Below are 16134 nucleotides of genomic sequence, written 5' to 3' on the forward strand. Positions count from 1 at the left end.
TCGGGGCGGCGCAATGTCGCGTGCTAGGCTATCGTCGGACGAGGTGCGCTCTGCTTGGGTCGCCAAGATGTAGGTTGCTATCATGCGCTCATGAACGCTATACCGCTCCCGCCGCATCCCGCGTCCCTCGACGATCCGCTTTATTATCTGCACAACTTCCGCAGTGCCTTGCGCTGGCTCGAAGCGTGCTACGCGGACCTGCTCGATGACACCGAGCGCGACTTCCTCGGCCGCTTCGAAACCTTGCCCGAGCCTGCCCAGGCGCTGTGGGTGCGCATGGTCATGCGCAAGGGGGATACCTTCCGTGACGATCGACTCGACTATGCGGAAATCGGGCCGCCGGCCACGGCGCTGACGCCGTTGATCGAACGCGGATGGGTGGAAGACGATCCGCTCTTGTCGGTATCGGCGTTGTGGCCCTTGCTGACCAAGGTCGAGATCGGCCGCCACCTGCACGGGCTGTTGCGCGATCACGGCCTCACGCGTGGCGCGCGCAAGGCGGAGATGCTCGAGGTGCTCGCCGAGGCCGATCTTGGCGAGCACCCGCTGACCGCGTGGTGCCCCGAGATTCCTTTAAGGGTAGTGAGCATGACGCGCATGGCGCTGTGCGAGCGGCTACGCTTGATGTTCTTCGGCAACCTGCATCAGGACTGGAGCGAGTTCGTGCTTGCCGATCTCGGCGTCCGCCGCTTCGAGCGGGTGCCGCTGAGTCCGGCCTCGCGGGCCTTTCAGTGCCGCGAGGACATTCACACCTACGCACACCTGCATGCCTGCCGCGAGCGTCTGGAGGCCGGCGAGCCCATCGCCGCCATACTCGATGAAGTGCCGCCGGCGAACGCCAATCCATGGCTGGAAAATCGCCGCGGCAAGCTGCTGTTCCTGCTGGCTCGGGCGCGTGAGCGCGAGGGTGAGCTGGCGGCGGCGGAAGGCCTCTACGCGCAGAGTGTTCACCCCGGTGCACGCGGGCGTCGCCTGCGCATGCTGGAACGCCAGGATTGCCACGCCGAGGCCCTGGCGTTGGCCAACGAGGCTGTGGCGGCGCCGGAAAGCGAGAGCGAACGTCAGCAACTTGACCGCCTGTTGCCGCGCCTGCATCGCGGCCTCGGCCTCGCGCCGCCGTCCGTGACCGAGGAACCGGTGCCGGCGCGCCTGGAAATGGCGCTACCACGCACGGCGTCGGTGGAACGCGCCGTGGCGCAGCATCTGTCGTGCGCGTCGATGCCGGTGTACTACGTTGAGAATGCGCTGATCAATGCGCTGTTCGGTTTGCTGTGCTGGGAGGCGGTGTTCGCACCGCTCCCCGGCGCCTTCTTTCATCCGTTCCAGCGTGCCCCTGCGGATTTGTTGCGTCCTGAGTTCGCGTCGCGCCGCGAGACGCTCTTCGCCCGCTGCCTGGCGCGTCTCGAGGTGCCCGAGGGCGAGCATGGCTATCGCGCCGTGATCCGACGTACTTACCACCACAAGCATGGGCTCGAGTCGGCTTTCGTGCAGTGGGAGGCGCTCGATGAAGCGCTGCTGGACATGGCGCTGGCATGCCTGCCGGCGGCGCATTTGCGGCTGTGGTTCGAGCGTCTGCTGCGTGATGTGCGCGCCAACCGTTCGGGAATGCCGGATCTGATTCAGTTTCGCCCCGAGCAGGGCGACTACCGGATGATCGAAGTCAAGGGACCAGGCGATCGCCTGCAGGACAACCAACGACGGTGGCTGGCGTTTTGCGCGCGTCACGGCATGCCCCTCGATGTCTGCCACGTGACGTGGGCATCATGAGCGAAGCAGTGGACTATACGGTGGCGGTGCGCACCCTGTGCGATTTCACCGCCAAGCGCGGCGATCTCGACTTGCGTTTCACGCCGTCGCCCAGCGCTGAAGAGGGCATCGAAGGGCATGCCAAGGTGGCCTCGCGCCGCGCCGACCACTATGAGCGCGAAGTCGCCTTGAGCGGTGTCTACTGGAGCGCTGCCGGGCACGGCTTGCGTGTGCGTGGGCGTGCCGACGGTTTCGACCCGCAACGTGGACGTCTGGAGGAGATCAAGACCCATCGCGGTGACCTGACGCGTCAGCCAGACAATCATCGTCATCTGCATTGGGCCCAGCTGCGCCTTTATGGCTGGCTACTATGCGAGGCGCGAGGCCTCGACGAACTCGAGCTGGCGCTGGTGTATTTCGATATCGCCCGCCAGGTCGAGACACCGCTCGTCGAGCGCGTGGGTCGCGACACCTTGCGTCATTTCTTCGAGGCGCAGTGCGCGGCCTTTCTCGACTGGGCGCTGCAGGAAACGGCGCACCGCACGGCACGCGATAACGCTCTCGAGGCGCTACGGTTTCCGCATGCGAGCTGGCAGGGCGAGCAGCGCACGCTGGCGGAAAACGTCTACAAGGCGGCCAGTACCGGGCGCTCGCTGCTGGCCCAGGCGCCGACGGGCACCGGTAAGACCCTGGGCACGCTCTTCCCGATGCTCAAGGCGATGCCGACGCAACGCCTCGATAGCCTGTGTTATCTCGCCGCCAAGACCCCTGGACGACAGCTGGCGCTGGATGCGCTGAAACCCGTGGTGGAAACGACCCCGCTGCGCGTGCTGGAACTGACCGCACGCGACAAGGCATGCGAGCATCCCGATCTGGCCTGCCACGGCGAGTCCTGCCCGTTGGCGGCGGGCTTTTTCGATAAGTTGCCGGATGCACGCCGCGCATTGATCGGCGATGGCGACTGGGATCGCGCGCGCCTGCGTGACACCGCCTTGGCGCATGATGTCTGCCCCTATTACCTGGGTCAGGAAATGGCGCGCTGGAGCGATGTCACGGTGGGCGATTACCACTATTACTTCGCCAGCGGCGGCCTGTTGCATCTGTTGGCACAGGCCAACGACTGGCGTCTGGGCGTGCTGGTCGACGAGGCGCATAATCTGGTCGAACGCGCGCGGGATATGTACAGCGCCAGCCTCGATCAAGGCGACCTGCGCGCCCTGATACGCGAGAAACCCGCCGGTGTCAGCGCCGCACTCAAGCAACTCAATCGTGAGTGGAACGCGCTGGGTCGCGAGTGCATCAATGAACATACCGCGCTCGAACACGTTCCCGAGGCGTGGCTGTCGGCGTTGCAGCGCCTGGTGGGAACGATCGGGCAAGTGGCGGCCGAACCGCCTTATACCTTGTCACCGGCCTTGCAGCGTTTCTATTTCGATGCCTTGAAGATGGTGCGCATTGCCGAACTGTTCGACCGCCACTTCGTGTGCGACATCGCCATGCGCCCGGGCCACCGCGGCATGCGCCATGCGCGCTTGAGTCTGCGCAACATCGTGCCGGCGCCATTGCTGACCCCGCGTTTCAAGGCCGCGCATGCCAGCGTGCTGTTTTCGGCCACCCTGACGCCCGAGCGCTATCAGCGCGATCTGTTGGGGTTGCCCGAGGACAGCGTGTGGCTGGATGTGGCGTCGCCCTTCGCCAGGGAACAGCTCAGCGTGCATATCGCCCGGCACATTTCCACGCGCTTTCGCGACCGCCAGGCATCGCTGTCACCTATCGCCGACCTGATCGCCGCGACCTATGCGCGGCGGCCTGGCAATTATCTGGCCTTCTTCAGCAGCTTCGCCTATCTGGAGGATGTCGCCGCGCGTTTGCGCGAGGCGCATCCCGAGGTACCGCAATGGCAACAGGCGCGGGGCATGGACGAAGCGGCGCGGGCGGGTTTTCTGGCACGCTTCACGTCGGATGGGCGCGGGGTCGGGTTCGCGGTACTCGGCGGGGCCTTCGGCGAGGGTATCGATCTGCCGGGCGAGCGGCTGATCGGCGCCTTCATCGCCACTCTGGGACTGCCGCAGGTCAACGCGGTCAACGAGCAGCGTCGACGCTATCTGCAAGCGATGTTCGGTGCCGGCTACGACTATGCCTACGTCTATCCTGGAGTACAGAAGGTGATTCAGGCCGCCGGGCGCGTGATCCGCTCCCGCGAGGACCGGGGGACGATTCATCTGATCGACGATCGCTTCGCCGAGCCCCGAATTCAGGCGTTATTGCCGTCGTGGTGGCACGTTACCCACAACGTTGACGCCCCGGCTCGCAACCCGGGCAACGCTTCTCTAGGCTAGGCGCACATGTCTCAAGGACGAGTGATATGAGCTTGATGCTGAGTGTGGCGCTATTCGCTGGATGCGCACTGGTCATCGGTGTGGTCGGGACGCGCCTGACCGGCGTGGTGGACACACTGGCCGACCGTACCGGCATGGGGGAGGCCATCGCCGGGGCGGTGCTGATGGGCATGGCGACCTCGCTATCCGGCATCGTGCTGTCGGTGACGGCGGCCTGGAAGGGTCAGCCCGAGCTGGCGATGAGCAACGCCGTGGGCGGGATCGCGGTGCAGACGCTGTTTCTTACCGTCGCCGATGCGGCGCTGCGGCGTATCAATCTCGAGCATGCGGCAGCTTCCATCGGCAATCTGGCTCAGGGCACGTTATTGATGTGCCTGCTGGGGATGCTGCTGGTGGCGCGTTATTCGCCGGAGTGGACGCTATGGGGCATTCACCCGGTCACGCCGCTTCTTCTGATGGGCTATGTGTATGGATTGCGCATCATCGATGAAGTGCGTAGCGAACCGATGTGGACACCGCGACGCACGCGTGAAACCCGCGAGGATACGCCGGATGACGACGCTCAGCGTTATTCGTTGACGAGGCTGGCGGGTGCGTTCGTGGCCTTGGCTTTATTGTTGGGCGTCTCTGGTTGGGTGATGGAAAAAGCGGCCATGGCTCTGGCGACCGAAACGGGCATGAGCCAGACCGCCGTGGGGGTGCTGCTGACCTCGGTGGCAACCTCGCTGCCTGAGTTGGTGACCGCCGTGGTGGCCGTGCGTCGCGGGGCGTTGACCCTGGCCGTAGGCGGCATCATCGGCGGCAATGCCTTCGATACGCTGTTTGCGGCGGCTTCCGATATCGCTTACCGCGACGGTTCGATCTATCACGCCGTTTCCGAGCAGACATTGCTGTGGATTGCGCTGTCGGTGCTGATGACGGCGGTATTGCTGCTGGGGCTGGTGCGTCGCGAGAAGCATGGGCCGGCACGCATCGGTTTCGAGAGCGTGGCATTGGTGCTGTTGTATGGCGCGGGTGTGGCGATGGTTTTCCACGACGCCGCCTGAGAGGGGGGCACGCTCAGTCGAACAAGTCGCCCTGGGCGTGCGGGGCGCGAAATGCGCTGGTATCGAGCCCCATCTCGGCACGGCTGCCAATGCCCAGGCGGCGGCAGGTGGTGCGAAAACGCTGCGCCAGCAGTTCCGCGAAGACGCCTTCACCGCGCATGCGATGGCCGAAGCGGGCATCGTAATCCTCGCCGCCACGGCATTGACGAATCAGGCTCATGACTTTGTCGGCGCGCAGCGGGTAGTGCTCGGCGAGCCAGGTCTCGAACAGCGGCGCGACCTCATGCGGCAGGCGTAGCAGCATCCAGGCGGCGGTGCGCGCGCCGGCGTCGTGTCCGGCCTCCAGCAGGGACTCGAACTCGTGATCGGTCAGCCCCGGAATCACCGGCGAAATCAAGGTGCCCACGGGAATGCCCGCCTCGCCGAGTTCGCGGATGACCTTGAGGCGCGTGCGTGGCGCCGCCGTACGCGGTTCAAGCGTGCGCTTGAGGTCGTCGTCGAGGCTGGTCAGGCTGACAAAGACACGCACCAAACGGTGCTCGGCCATCTCGGCGAGCAATGCCTTGTCGCGCAGGATCAAGGCACTCTTGGTGACCAATGTGACGGGGTGGCGGGTATCCAGCATCAGTTCCAGCAGCGCCCGGGTGGTGCCGCGCTCCGCTTCCAGAGGCTGGTAGCAATCGGTGTTGCCCGACAGATTGATCGGGCGACAGACGTAGCCGGGCTTGTCGAGTTCGTCGCGTAGCCGCTCGACCATGCCGGTGCGCGCGATCAGCTTGGTTTCGAAGTCGAGCCCCGGTGACATGTCCCAGTAGGCATGGCTGGGACGTGCGTAGCAGTAGATACAACCGTGCTCGCAACCGCGATAGGGATTCAACGAGCGATCAAAGGACAGGTCCGGCGAGTGATTCCAGGACAGCGCGCTCTTGGCGGGCTCGTCACGCACTTCGGTAGCCAGTCGTGTGGGCGCTTCTTCCTGCCACCAGCCGTCGTCGACGGCCTCGCTGACCGTGGGCGCAAAGCGATTATGGGGATCGAAGGTAGCGCCGCGTCCTTTGCGGGCCTGGGAGCGATCTCTGGGCGTCGTCATCATGCAATGCCTTGGCTGTATATAGGTACAGTATAGGCGTCATGGAAATGGCTTCAACCCGGCGATGGTGTTGTCAGCCCGGCGGATAGCCCAGCGCCTCGCGCAAGCGTTCGGCATGCGCGGCGACCCACGTCGGGTCGATGGGCCCCCAGTCATGGATGACATAGCGACCGATATGATGCCGGGCCCCGGCTTGCTGCTTGAATTCGCAGTGAATATCCAGCTCGATCAACGCGTTGACGGTATCCTGGGCGGTGCGGCGGGGCATGCCCGTGGCCTCGATCAGCGCCGGGATGCTGGCCGTGCCGCCGGCGATCAGGTGCGCCACGTAGAGACGGCGATAGAAGCTGCTTTGGGTCTTGCTCAGCGCCATGAGTCTTCTCCTGTAGAGGGGCATACAGCATAACGCCCCGCCCCGATGAAGGGGCAGGGCGTTATGCGTTACGTCGTGCGGGAAGAGGCGAATCAGAAACGTAGTGTCACGCCGCCTTCCACGTAGCGATCCTGGGTATTGTAACCATCGACCAGTTGGTACTGCTTGTCGAAGGCGTTCTCCATCTTGGCCGAGAGCTCAACCATGGGCGTGACCTGCCAACTGGTCCGTAGGTCGACCACGCCGTAGCCGGCATTGATGGCGTCGCTGTAGGGACTGTCGGGGCGATCCTGGGAGGCGCGTAGCGTCATACCGACACTGACCGCTTCGTAGCGATAGTCAGCATCAATCCGGCCGAAGAGTTCGGCACGTCTTGCTAGCTGGTCACCATTTTCACGATTTTCTGGTTCCTGACGTGTCAGGGCGGCACTCAACGTCAGCCCGCCCGCCGTCCAGCCACCAGAAATTTCGACCCCACGGATGCGGGCTTCATCGACGTTGCGATAGGTGGAGTTCGGATATTGGCCGACGGTAGTAATCAAGTTATCAATACGGTTCTGGAAAACAGTGACTCGTGAGCGCCAAGGCCCTTGGTCAAGTGCCCAAAATGCCTCGATATTCTTGGATTCTTCCGCCTTAAGGTGCGGATTAGCGCCCCAACTTTCGGGTCCATAAAGTTCTTGTAAGCTAGGGGCTTTGTAAGCCGTACTGTAGGAAACACCTAGGCGCTGGCTGGTGCTTAATTTGTAAGCATATCCCAGACTGCCGGTGGTCTTGTCGCCAAACAAGGAGTCATCGTCGTAGCGCAAGGAGCCGGAAAGCTCGTGAGCACCGTAGGTGCGCTGCATCATGCCATAGATGCCGTAATTTTCGCGGCTATCTTTCTGATAGCTATTCCCGCCGACTTCATCCTGATAATCGAGCTTGTCTTGACGGTAGTCGACGCCGATGACATCGACGCCATGCTCTCGAGTAAAGCGGTGTTGAATGCCCGCCTCATTGCGATGCGATTCGCTTAGAGTCGTCCGAGTGCCTTCGTCACGCTCTTCACGTTGCTCGTCGAAATGGCCAGCGGTGATCAGCATCTGCCAGTCCGGTTGAAGCTGGACATCGAGCTGGCCGCTAAAGGACTGGAGGTAGCCTTTGGTCCGCATGTCCTCGCAGCCAGGTGCATAGCCGAAGCCACAATTATCGTATTCGCCTTCGAAGTTCTGGCGCAGTGCGTTGACGCTCACCTCGACGTCATCGTTGATGCGATGTGAAAGCCCCAACTGGGCACCTTCGCGCTCGAAGCCGTCACGCTCGCCGCTGTCGTCCGCTTGCGTGGCATTGAAACCATCGCCGTCGCGGTGAAAGAGCGAGGCGTTCAAGCGGGTGTCGTCATCGCCGGTGGCGACCCAGGCGCTCTGGCGTTGTGTGCTGTCGCTACCCGTGCTCGCCTTGAGCCCGCCTTGCGTACCGGCATCCGTGCCGCGCCGCGTGAAGACCTGGATGACCCCACCGATGGCATCGGCCCCGTAGGCGGCGGCACGCGGTCCGCGCACGATCTCGATACGCTCGATGGCCTCGAGCGGCAGCATCTCCAAGCTGGCCCCGCCACTGGTCGCCGAGTTGACGCGCACGCCGTCGACCAGCACCAGGCTATGATCGGATTCGGTGCCACGCATGAACAGGCTGGAGGTCGTGCCGGGCGAGCCGCTCTGGGTTATTTCGATGCCCGCGCGGCCCTGCAGCAGATCGATGATCGAGCCGGCCTGGCTGCGTTCGATGTCATCGCGGTCGATGACGGTGGTGCTGGCCAGTACATCGCTTTGCGATTGGGGGAGCCGGTTGGCGGTGACCTGAAGGTCGGACAGACGTTGATCGCCCTGCGCCTGTGCGCTGCCCGCCACTACGAGGGTCAGCCACAGCAGATTCTTTTTATGCAACATAGAAAAACGCCTCATCAGCGTAAGAAACGAGTTACGCGATGAGGAGGACAAGAGGTGACGCCGCCGCGTCGCCTGGACGGCGTGAATGCAACGGTCGCCACTGGCGAAGCCCTCCGCATCAGCCAGTGCTGAGAACCAGGCCGGTCTCCGGACTGACGCGCTGGCGGCGGAGAAGCTCCGACACCGGTCGGAAACGCCTTCCCACTCGAACTAAGCAAAGAGCAGTGGCGGTCGCATGCGCGGTTGGCAGCGACGATTTCCGATGTGGCGCGATTACCGTTGCGGGGGCAGTACGGGACTTTCACCCGTTTCCCGAGCACCTGGGTCTCGACGGGCGGGGATTCTGCTTGGCGGTACTAGGGAAGTCAAACGCGCAACGCTGTAGGGCGTCACGCCCCGACACGAGAGACGCCATGAGGGGAGGTCTGGCCCGTGGCCTTTCGACTGCCGTTATAGCGCGTCGGGCTCGTGCAGCACCAGCTCGACACGTCGGTTCGCTGCACGTCCCTCGGCCGTCGTGTTGCTTTTCAGCGGATGCGTATCGGCATAACCCACAGCACGTAGTTTCTCGCTGTCGAGGCCTTCCTCGACCAGAAATCTCAAGACGGCGGTGGCGCGCGCCGTCGAGAGCTCCCAGTTGGACGGGAAGCGGTCGGTGGCGATGGGACGGCTATCCGTATGCCCTTCGATAGTGATCTCGCCTTCGAACTTACGCAAAGAGTCCAGCAATTGACGCAGGACCTCGCGCCCTTCGTCGGTGAGGCCGGCGCGGCTGCTGGAAAACAGCAGTCGGTTCTCGATACGAAAGTTCAGTGTCTGGGCGCTTTGCGTTACCACGATGCCATCGATCATGGGTTTGAGTGTATCCGTCAGCCGCCGCACTGCGCCGGTGGGTGAAGCCTCGACGCGCGCCATCAAGGCCTTGGCGGGATCCGGATTGACCATGATCATGCGTGGGTTGAGTGGTGCCATCGGCGGCGGCGTATAGAAAGCCGTGTCACGCGGTGGAACGTAGCGTTCGTTCGAACGAGGTGGGGCATAGAAGTTGGGCGACCATGCGGGCGTTTGTAGCGTGGGCACGCCCAAAACTGGAAGGGCGAGCGTCTTGTCGTTGGCGGCGCTGTCGCCGTTGCCGGTCAGCGCCAGCAACAACACGAACAAGGTGATCAGCAGGGTGAGCATGTCAAGATAGCTCATCAGCCAGCCGCCACCTTCGTCACTCGCGTGATGCACGGGGGCGATCAAGGCGTCGCCGGCATCGATGGCGTAGCGATGCGTCGCACGGCTCATGCCACCGTTTCCTCCGGCTTGCGGGCATCTTGTTCGGGCGTGTTCGCGTGCGGTGCCGGTTCGCGAATCTCGTCTTGGTGCTCGGCCATGAGGGAATTCAGTGTATCCTCGATGAACGAGGGCAAGCGGCGCTTGGCGACCAGCATGACGCCTTCCATGACCATATGCATTTCGATCAGGCGTTCCTCGGTGCGGCGTTCCAATTTTACTGCAATCGGCTTGAGGATCAGGTTGGCGAGCAGGATGCCGTAGAACGTCGACATCAGGGCGATTGCAAGGCGCGGGCCGATCACCGTCAAGTCGCCACCGTCGAGCACTTCGAGCATATTGATCAGCCCGATCAAGGTCCCCAGCATCCCGAACGCGGGGGCGTAAGTCGCCATGGTGCGAAAGATCTGCGACTCGGCGTATTCGCGCGCGCGCATACGTGCGATGCGCCAGCGAAGGACGTCATGAATCTCGTCGTCCTGAGTGTTGGCGATGACCAACGATATCCCGGTCCGCAGGAAGGGGTTGCGCGTGTCTTCGAGTTCGGCCTCGATCGCACGAATGTTGCCACGGAACCAGTGCCGAGCCATGGAGACCAGCGTTTGGATATCGTCGTCGATACGGCTGTTCTCGCGGCGGAAGACGAGTCCCACCAGACGCGAGACACGCACGACCTCGCGCATGGGATAACTGATGAATGTAGCGGCCAGCGTGCCGGTGACGACGATGGCGAGGCCGGGGAAATTGAAAAAGCTGCTGGGCGTTTGCGCGGTGAAGAGCACGACGGTAGCGAGCAGCAGCACACTGGCGGCGATGCCGATCAGGGTCGACGGGTTCATGGGCGTTATCCGGTGCACGAGCGGCATGAAAGCGATGTGGCCTGGGATTACCCGAATACGCGTGGCGGATAAACCCTATAACCTCCATGGAGCATGATACGCGCGGTTAGGACGTGCAAAGCGTGTATTTGCCGCGTGCTTTGCGCGCTTTTCAACGACTAGGGAGTGGCACGGACGAAGCGTCCGTGAAACAAGGCGGGTCGTCGCTGATTACTGCCTCGACGCCCCAGTCCCAACGGGGCAGAAACATCGCCGGATCGTTGACGGTATAGCACAGCAGATGCAGACCGGCGTCGCGCACGGCGCTGGCGGCGGCAGGTTTCAGCTTGCGCCAGTCGAGATGGGCGCTAAACGCCATTAGGGTCTCGGCATCCGCGCGCCAGCCTTTGGGAAGTCTGTCATAGAGCAGGCCCAAGCGTAGTCGGTGCGGGTCTCTCTCGATATCGCGCGCGGTGCGCAGTGCATCGCGGTCGAACGAGGACACCAGCAGCCGCGAGGGGGGAAGTGCTGCCAGCAGGCGCGGAACGACGACCTGGGCCAGGGCGGTGGGGTCATGCCGGTAGCTGATCTTGAGCTCGAGATTGAGCCCCATGCCGCATTCGACGAGCAGCGCCAGCATCTCGTCGAGCGTGGCCATGCGCTCGTGGCGAAACGCCGGACTGAACCAGCTGCCCACGTCCAGTTGCTGCGCCTGGGCAAGATCGAGATGCCGTAACTTGCCGCGTCCGTTGGAGCAGCGTCGTACGCCGGCGTCATGCCAGATCACCGGGGTGCCATCGCCGAGTTGCTGGACATCGAGTTCCACCCAACGGCAACCGGCCGCATGGGCGGCGCGCACTGCGGCCAGAGTGTTCTCGGGGGCGTGAGCGGAAAGCCCGCGATGCGCGATGGCTCGGGGGAGCGCCAGGCGCGTCTCGGCGATCGGCGAGGCCTGTGTCCCACGCTGGGGAACTGTTGTCGGCGACAAGCTGGCATTGCGTGAAGAAAGTGGCATGTCAATGAACCTCGCGAATGGCCGATAGGTATTATGGCATGTCGTACCGGCGTTGGTTCAGTGGCGGGGGCACGCCAAAACCATGTCGGTATTGACGCCTAGATTGGGACAGCCTTATGACAGCAACATGACCGTATCGCCATGGGGCGGCGTTCGTGGATATGGTAATCTGCGCGCCTTGTTTCGAGATCAGCCGTCTGACGCCTTGGCGAGCAGACGGCGCCTGACCGGCAGAGAGACCGATGAAAATCATCCATGTGAAGAATCCGGAAAATCGCGAGGCGTGCCTTGCCCAACTGTGCGCCAATGTTTATGGCCAAAAAGCCGGCCTTGATCCCCTGGTGACCTTCACTGGCACGCTGGGAGTGTTGTTCGAGCAGGATGCGGCACGCATTTTCGTCTTGGCCGACGAACAGCAGACGATTCTCGCCATGCTGCTGCTGGTTTCGGACATCGAGGGCCAAGGCATGGAAGTGGCATTACTCTCGACACCGGAAACCGGGGGCAACGAAGAGCATGTCAAGCGCTTGGTCAAAGAAATGGCCACGCGCGCGCCCTTGCGAGTGCATGCTCCAGACGAGGCCAGCGAAGCCTTCTTTCGCGATTGCGGCATCACTCAGTGGCTCGATATGCCGGACGGCGTGCGCCTGGGCTTGGCCGCGCAACATGAAACAGTAACGCCGGATGCCTTGACGAAACCGTTGCGCTTCAATGCCGAGGGCATCGTGCAGACCTTTAAACGCGAGCCTGAAACCTTCGAGTCTTACAAGGCGCGTTTCATCGCCGGCCTGGAACGTTACGACGGCCGAGTATGATGATGCCCGTCGGGGAAGGGAATGCCTTGCGACTTTAGTAGCAATGCGCCACTCCGAGCCGATTCTCGGGGCCGGACGGCTTGACCCGGAGAGCGTTCGGCGCTTGGATGAAAGCCCAGTTTCGTTAGCTCCATAAGGAAAGCTACATGGCCAAGCGTATTCAGTTTGCACGTACCGGCGGGCCCGAGGTTCTGGAATATGTCGACGTTACCCCTGCCGACCCCGGTCCTGGTGAAGTGCGCGTTCGCAATCGCGCGGTGGGATTGAACTTCATCGACATCTACTTTCGTACCGGACTTTACCCGGCGCCGAGCCTGCCGTCCGGCCTGGGCACCGAAGGGGCCGGGGAAATCGACGCGGTCGGTGAGGGTGTGAAAGGCTTCGCGCCGGGCGATCGTGTCGCCTATGCCCAAGGGGCGTTAGGCGCCTACGCTGAGCAGCACGTGTTGCCGGCGGAAAAGGTCGTGGCGTTGCCCGAGGCGATCAGCTTCGAGACTGCAGCGGCGGCCATGCTCAAGGGCCTGACCGTGCAGTATCTCCTGCGTCAGACGTACCGGGTAAAAGAAGGCGAGACGATCCTTTTTCATGCCGCCGCAGGTGGCGTCGGCTCCATCGCCTGCCAATGGGCGAAGGCGCTGGGCGTCAAATTGATCGGCACCGTCAGTTCGTCAGAAAAGGCCGAGTTGGCCAAGCGCAACGGCGCCTGGGCCACCATCGACTACACGCGGGAAAACGTCGTCGAGCGCGTGCGCGAGCTGACCGGTGGCGAGATGGTGCCGGTGGTGTACGACTCGGTAGGCAAGGATACTTGGGAGACTTCGCTGGATTGCTTGCAAAAACGCGGCCTGATGGTCAGCTTCGGCAATGCGTCCGGCCCGGTCGAAGGCGTCAACATCGGTATCCTCAATCAAAAGGGCGCCTTGTTCGTGACGCGCCCCAGCCTCAACGGTTATGCCGACACGCGTGAGCGCTTCGAGGCCATGGCCGAAGAACTGTTCGAGGTGATCGCCAGCGGCAAGGTTGCCATCGATGTCGCCAACCGTTACCCCCTGAGCGATGCTGCCCAGGCACAGGAAGCCCTGGCGGCGCGTAAGACCACTGGTTCGACGGTGCTGCTGCCCTGAGACATTTCAGATAATGATCGAATAATGGCGTTAAAAGCCCGGGTCCTGTATGGCACAGGCCCCGGGCTTTTTTGGGTCTAGCACTGAGGGGTAGCGCTTAGTGGGTGTCGTGCCACACCACACTTTCCTTGTCGAGAGCGAAGGCGTCGAAGGCGAAGTCGTCGACGCTGAGCATTTCCAGTACCTCACCCTCGAAGCGCCGCATGAAGTCGGCTTCCGCGTCGTCGATCAAACCGGATTCCCAGGCGGCTTCCACGCGCTGCTCGGGATGCAGCGCTTCGGCGGGCAACTCCCCCTTACCATAGGCTTTGGCGATACGCCGATAGAGCGGCTCGGCATGCTCGCTGTCGGCGAGCAGGGCATTATAGCGGGCCAGCGGATTATCCTTTTGACCGGCGTCCTGTGTATCCCAGGTATTGTCGGTCAGCTTGCGGCGCAAGGCGCTGTCGGTGGAGACCGCATGGGCGATATCGCGGGTGAAGCGGTCGTGGGGCTTGTGCCAGCGCCGCCCGAGCGGCATCGCGATGGCCGATAGGGTCTTCGCCAAGGCTTGGTTGGGCAGGTTGTCGAACAGTTCGATGAATGCCTGCTCGGCGCGGTGGAGCAGCGTGCGGCAGCTGTAATGCAAAAGCGTTGCCTCATGCTCGACGTTGTCCGACTCGTGCCACTGCTTGAGTAGCATCGAGGTTAGATAAAGATTGGAAAGTACGTCGCCGAGACGCGCCGAAAGCATCTCACGCTTCTTGAGGCCAGAGCCGAGACTGGCCATGGCGGCGTCGGCGCACAGGCCGAAGGCCGCGGACAGGCGTGCGACTTCCTGCACGTAGGGGGCGGCGATTTCGTCGAAGGGAACGCTCGACTTGCCGATGCCCAGGCCCAGGGTGAAGGCGCGCGCGGCATTGCCGAAGACCATCCCGGCATGGCGGAAGATCGCCTTGTCGAAGGCCGGGAGGTCATCGTTGTCCTTGGCGGCCAGTTCATTGAGCACATGGGGATGGCAGCGAATCGCGCCCTGGCCGAAGATCATCAGGTTGCGCGTCATGATATTGGCGCCTTCCACGGTGATCGACACCGGGTTGGCGGCATAGGCGATGCCTAGGTAGTTGCGCGGCCCCAGCGTGACGGTGCGCCCGCCGTGCACATCCATGGCATCGGCGAGCATGCTGCGTTGGAATTCGGTCAACTGGCTCTTGAGAATAGCCGAGGGCACCGCCGGCTTGACGCCGTGGTCGATGGTGTTGGCGGTCTGCATGACCGCTGCCTGGGCGATATAGGCGTGCGCGGCGATACGCGCCAGCGGTTCTTGGACGCCTTCCATCTCGGCGACGGGCAGGTTGAATTGCCGCCGGATACGGGTATAGCCGCCGGCCCAGCCAAGCGCGTAGCGGCCGATGCCCGAGGCACCGGAGGGCAAGGTAATACAACGCCCCACGGACAGGCATTCGACCAGCATGCGCCAGCCCTGGCCTGCCATCTCGGTGCCGCCGATGATCCAGTCGAGAGGGATGAAGACATCCTGGCCGCGAATCGGGCCATTCATGAACGGGCTACCGATGGGATGATGGCGGCGCCCGATCTCCATGCCCTGCGTGTTGCGAGGGATCAGCGCGCAGGTGATGCCAAGATCTTCGGTCTCGCCGAGCAGGCCATCGGGGTCGAACATGCGAAACGCCAGGCCGACCACGGTAGCGATGGGCGCCAGGGTGATCCAGCGTTTCTCGAAGGTGAGCTTGAGCCCGAGGACGTCCTCGCCGTTGTGTTTGCCTCGGCAGACGATACCGACATCGGGCAGGGAGGTAGCATCGCTGCCCGCGCGTGGGCCGGTCAACCCGAAGCAGGGAATCTCGCGGCCATCGGCCAGGCGTGGCAGGTAATGATCTTTTTGTTCCTCGGTGCCGTATTTGAGCAACAGCTCACCGGGGCCCAGGGAGTTGGGCACGCCCACCGTGACCATCAGCGTCTCGTTGACCGCCAACTTCTGCAGCACTGCCGATTGCGCCTTGGCGGAGAACTCCAGCCCGCCATAGCGCTTGGGAATGATCATCCCGAAGAAGCCTTCGCGCTTGAGGTAGTCCCACAGTTCGGGCGGCAAATCGGCGCGCTCGCGGGCGATCTCCCAGGCATTGCACATGCCGGCGGCCACCGAGCATTGGTGGTCGACGAAAGCCTGTTCTTCTTCGCTCAGCTCCGTGGTGCCGAAATCCAGTAGCCGTTGCCAATGGGGGCGGCCGGAGAAGAGTTCACCGTCCCAGGCCACGCTACCCGCTTCTAGGGCGATACGCTCGGTTTCGGATACCTTGGGTGCCGATTTCTTGAAGGCCGCGAACAGGCGCGGGGTCAGCCAGCGCCGCCGCAATGTAGGTAACCCGCAGGCTGCCACGGCCAGGGCGCCGAGCCACAGAAGCACGCCCACTATCACTGCGCCGAAGACGACGCCGAGGGCGCCGAGGATCAACAATAGCCCTAGCGCCGGGAAGGCGCCTGCTTCTCGACGCATGACCCAAACCAGGCCTGCCAACGCCACGACGATGAGCAACAGTTCCAACATGCGGACTCTCC

At 63.1% G+C, this 16134-nt stretch carries 12 protein-coding genes and 1 riboswitch; of the genes, 5 read left to right on the plus strand and 7 right to left on the minus strand.

Annotated features, from left to right (window positions below; genetic code table 11):
• Positions 1-90 precede the first annotated feature (90 nt).
• Genes RVY79_RS14390 through RVY79_RS14400 form a run of 3 tightly spaced genes read left to right on the plus strand, consistent with a single transcriptional unit; the run spans position 91 to position 5131 of the window.
• Positions 91-1767 (plus strand): VRR-NUC domain-containing protein, encoded by a 1677-nt coding sequence (locus RVY79_RS14390; protein ID WP_317465050.1) that lies wholly within the window; start codon positions 91-93, stop codon positions 1765-1767.
• Positions 1764-4085, plus strand: a complete 2322-nt coding sequence (locus RVY79_RS14395; RefSeq protein WP_317465052.1) for an ATP-dependent DNA helicase — start codon at positions 1764-1766, stop codon at positions 4083-4085. Before RVY79_RS14390 ends, RVY79_RS14395 begins: the two co-directional genes overlap by 4 nt.
• Positions 4086-4111: 26 nt before the next feature.
• Positions 4112-5131 (plus strand): sodium:calcium antiporter, encoded by a 1020-nt coding sequence (locus RVY79_RS14400; RefSeq protein ID WP_317465054.1) that lies wholly within the window; start codon positions 4112-4114, stop codon positions 5129-5131.
• Between the two features lie 13 nt (positions 5132-5144).
• Here the strand turns inward: RVY79_RS14400 and RVY79_RS14405 are convergent, their stop codons facing one another.
• The 6 genes from RVY79_RS14405 to RVY79_RS14430 all read right to left on the minus strand — a co-directional run bounded on the left by RVY79_RS14405 (position 5145) and on the right by RVY79_RS14430 (position 11564).
• Positions 5145-6221, minus strand: coding sequence for a PA0069 family radical SAM protein (locus RVY79_RS14405; RefSeq protein ID WP_317465056.1), 1077 nt, complete (start codon positions 6219-6221; stop codon positions 5145-5147).
• Positions 6222-6294: 73 nt separating this feature from the next.
• On the minus strand, positions 6295-6594 hold the full coding sequence (locus RVY79_RS14410; RefSeq protein WP_317465057.1) for a winged helix-turn-helix domain-containing protein: 300 nt from the start codon (positions 6592-6594) through the stop codon (positions 6295-6297).
• Positions 6595-6686: 92 nt separating this feature from the next.
• The gene (locus tag RVY79_RS14415; RefSeq protein ID WP_317465058.1) at positions 6687-8525 is read right to left on the minus strand and encodes a TonB-dependent receptor domain-containing protein; all 1839 of its coding nucleotides are present in this window, start codon (positions 8523-8525) and stop codon (positions 6687-6689) included.
• 120 nt (positions 8526-8645) lie between these two features.
• Positions 8646-8864: riboswitch (cobalamin riboswitch) on the minus strand.
• A 111-nt stretch (positions 8865-8975) separates the two neighbouring features.
• Positions 8976-9815 carry an OmpA family protein gene (locus tag RVY79_RS14420; protein ID WP_317465060.1) on the minus strand — a complete coding sequence of 280 codons (840 nt, stop codon included), beginning with the start codon at positions 9813-9815 and terminating at the stop codon, positions 8976-8978.
• Positions 9812-10642: a motility protein A gene (locus RVY79_RS14425; RefSeq protein WP_317465061.1), complete on the minus strand. Its 831-nt coding sequence runs from the start codon at positions 10640-10642 to the stop codon at positions 9812-9814. The genes RVY79_RS14420 and RVY79_RS14425 overlap by 4 nt, the downstream gene beginning before the upstream one ends.
• A 151-nt stretch (positions 10643-10793) precedes the next feature.
• Positions 10794-11564 carry a glycerophosphodiester phosphodiesterase family protein gene (locus RVY79_RS14430; protein WP_411161733.1) on the minus strand — a complete coding sequence of 257 codons (771 nt, stop codon included), beginning with the start codon at positions 11562-11564 and terminating at the stop codon, positions 10794-10796.
• 314 nt (positions 11565-11878) lie between these two features.
• On the opposite strand from RVY79_RS14430, the gene RVY79_RS14435 reads away from it, so the two are divergent.
• Positions 11879-12451: a hypothetical protein gene (locus RVY79_RS14435; RefSeq protein WP_317465063.1), complete on the plus strand. Its 573-nt coding sequence runs from the start codon at positions 11879-11881 to the stop codon at positions 12449-12451.
• 146 nt (positions 12452-12597) lie between these two features.
• A complete protein-coding gene (locus RVY79_RS14440; protein ID WP_317465064.1) occupies positions 12598-13575 on the plus strand; it encodes an NADPH:quinone reductase in 978 nt (325 codons plus the stop codon).
• Positions 13576-13672: 97 nt separating this feature from the next.
• Here RVY79_RS14440 and RVY79_RS14445 read toward each other — a convergent pair whose 3' ends face one another.
• Positions 13673-16123, minus strand: a complete 2451-nt coding sequence (locus RVY79_RS14445) for an acyl-CoA dehydrogenase (protein ID WP_317465066.1) — start codon at positions 16121-16123, stop codon at positions 13673-13675.
• Positions 16124-16134: the final 11 nt, after the last annotated feature.

Origin of the sequence: Chromohalobacter sp. HP20-39 (assembly GCF_033052815.1) — a bacterium.
In the GTDB taxonomy this organism is placed as follows: domain Bacteria; phylum Pseudomonadota; class Gammaproteobacteria; order Pseudomonadales; family Halomonadaceae; genus Chromohalobacter.

Coding starts and splice junctions, on each gene's coding strand:
- RVY79_RS14390 (WP_317465050.1), top strand. CDS start 91: ATGAACGCTATACCGCTCCCGCCGCATCCCGCGTCCCTCGACGATCCG.
- RVY79_RS14395 (WP_317465052.1), top strand. CDS start 1,764: ATGAGCGAAGCAGTGGACTATACGGTGGCGGTGCGCACCCTGTGCGAT.
- RVY79_RS14400 (WP_317465054.1), top strand. CDS start 4,112: ATGAGCTTGATGCTGAGTGTGGCGCTATTCGCTGGATGCGCACTGGTC.
- RVY79_RS14405 (WP_317465056.1), bottom strand. CDS start 6,221: ATGACGACGCCCAGAGATCGCTCCCAGGCCCGCAAAGGACGCGGCGCT.
- RVY79_RS14410 (WP_317465057.1), bottom strand. CDS start 6,594: ATGGCGCTGAGCAAGACCCAAAGCAGCTTCTATCGCCGTCTCTACGTG.
- RVY79_RS14415 (WP_317465058.1), bottom strand. CDS start 8,525: ATGTTGCATAAAAAGAATCTGCTGTGGCTGACCCTCGTAGTGGCGGGC.
- RVY79_RS14420 (WP_317465060.1), bottom strand. CDS start 9,815: ATGAGCCGTGCGACGCATCGCTACGCCATCGATGCCGGCGACGCCTTG.
- RVY79_RS14425 (WP_317465061.1), bottom strand. CDS start 10,642: ATGAACCCGTCGACCCTGATCGGCATCGCCGCCAGTGTGCTGCTGCTC.
- RVY79_RS14435 (WP_317465063.1), top strand. CDS start 11,879: ATGAAAATCATCCATGTGAAGAATCCGGAAAATCGCGAGGCGTGCCTT.
- RVY79_RS14440 (WP_317465064.1), top strand. CDS start 12,598: ATGGCCAAGCGTATTCAGTTTGCACGTACCGGCGGGCCCGAGGTTCTG.
- RVY79_RS14445 (WP_317465066.1), bottom strand. CDS start 16,123: ATGTTGGAACTGTTGCTCATCGTCGTGGCGTTGGCAGGCCTGGTTTGG.